Origin of the sequence: Sphingomonas sp. CCH9-E2, from assembly GCF_001557215.1 — a bacterium.
In the GTDB taxonomy this organism is placed as follows: Bacteria; Pseudomonadota; Alphaproteobacteria; order Sphingomonadales; family Sphingomonadaceae; genus Sphingomonas.
The window spans coordinates 1-842 of the sequence record NZ_LSJM01000116.1 but is presented as its reverse complement, the minus strand read 5'-3'; the positions used below and the strand labels follow the sequence as shown (position 1 = coordinate 842).

The window sequence follows — 842 nt, the reverse complement described above, 5'->3', positions numbered from 1 at the left end:
GCCGCGAACGAACGCGCCACCTGATCGAGCTGGGCGGCCTCGTCCAGAAAGCCGGCCTGGTCGAACTGGCCGACGACGATCGTGCCACGCTCTACGGCGCGCTGCTCGATCTCGCCGGACGCGCGCGCGGTGATGATGCCGGGGACGTGCTGGCGCTGTGGAAGCGGCGCGGCAAACGCGCGTTCGATGCCGAAAGCGATGCCAAGGAGGCGCGCTGATGAGCGCCAGCGATTATCGTGTCGCGCAACGCCCTGAACCGAAATTGGACGGCGCTTGGGGTCTCTGGTCTGCGGTTGAGGCCCGCTGGCTTGATCTCCTCTTTGCTACCGAGCGCGATGCGGTGGATGCACTGAATTATCTGCTCTTGCAAAACGGTGAGGAGGGGTAGTTGATGATCACATTCGATATCGAGGCGATCCGCGCCGAAGTGCGCGCGATGGATTTTACGCGCGGCACGCCGGCGGAAGTCGCCATGTGGCGTGAGGACATGGCGGAGTCGCGCGCCAACCTGGTTATCGAGGACATGATCCCGACGCCGAACGACGATGCGTTTTTCGACATGCTGCTGGACGAAGGCGTGTCCCCTCCCCTCGTGTCGCAAATCCTGCTGCGGCTGCTCGATCATCCCGACGCGATCTGAGTGGGGCTTTCCTGCGAGCAATCGTATCACTGACGCGCTCATCCGCTTGCGGTCGCCACACCAATGTCACGGTCACCGCCTAAAAAGCGAACAGGAGACCGAAGGATGCGCTCGCTAAGCCCGATGTTCGATGATGCGGTGATCAACTGCGTCGCAAGCGACCGCGCATCCACCGTCCAGAAACTCTTCCATGTCGCGGAAC

3 protein-coding genes are annotated in these 842 nt (G+C 62.6%); all 3 read left to right on the top strand.

Features of this window, described 5'->3' with window-relative positions; genetic code table 11:
• On the top strand, positions 1-218 hold a 218-nt coding region (locus AX681_RS06450), incomplete at its 5' end, for a conjugal transfer protein TraD (RefSeq protein ID WP_066660110.1).
• On the top strand, positions 218-388 hold the full coding sequence (locus AX681_RS21865) for a hypothetical protein (protein ID WP_156442736.1): 171 nt from the start codon (positions 218-220) through the stop codon (positions 386-388). The genes AX681_RS06450 and AX681_RS21865, both read left to right, overlap by 1 nt.
• Before the next feature lie 3 nt (positions 389-391).
• On the top strand, positions 392-640 hold the full coding sequence (locus AX681_RS06445; RefSeq protein WP_016509660.1) for a hypothetical protein: 249 nt from the start codon (positions 392-394) through the stop codon (positions 638-640).
• The last annotated feature ends 202 nt before the right edge of the window (positions 641-842 follow it).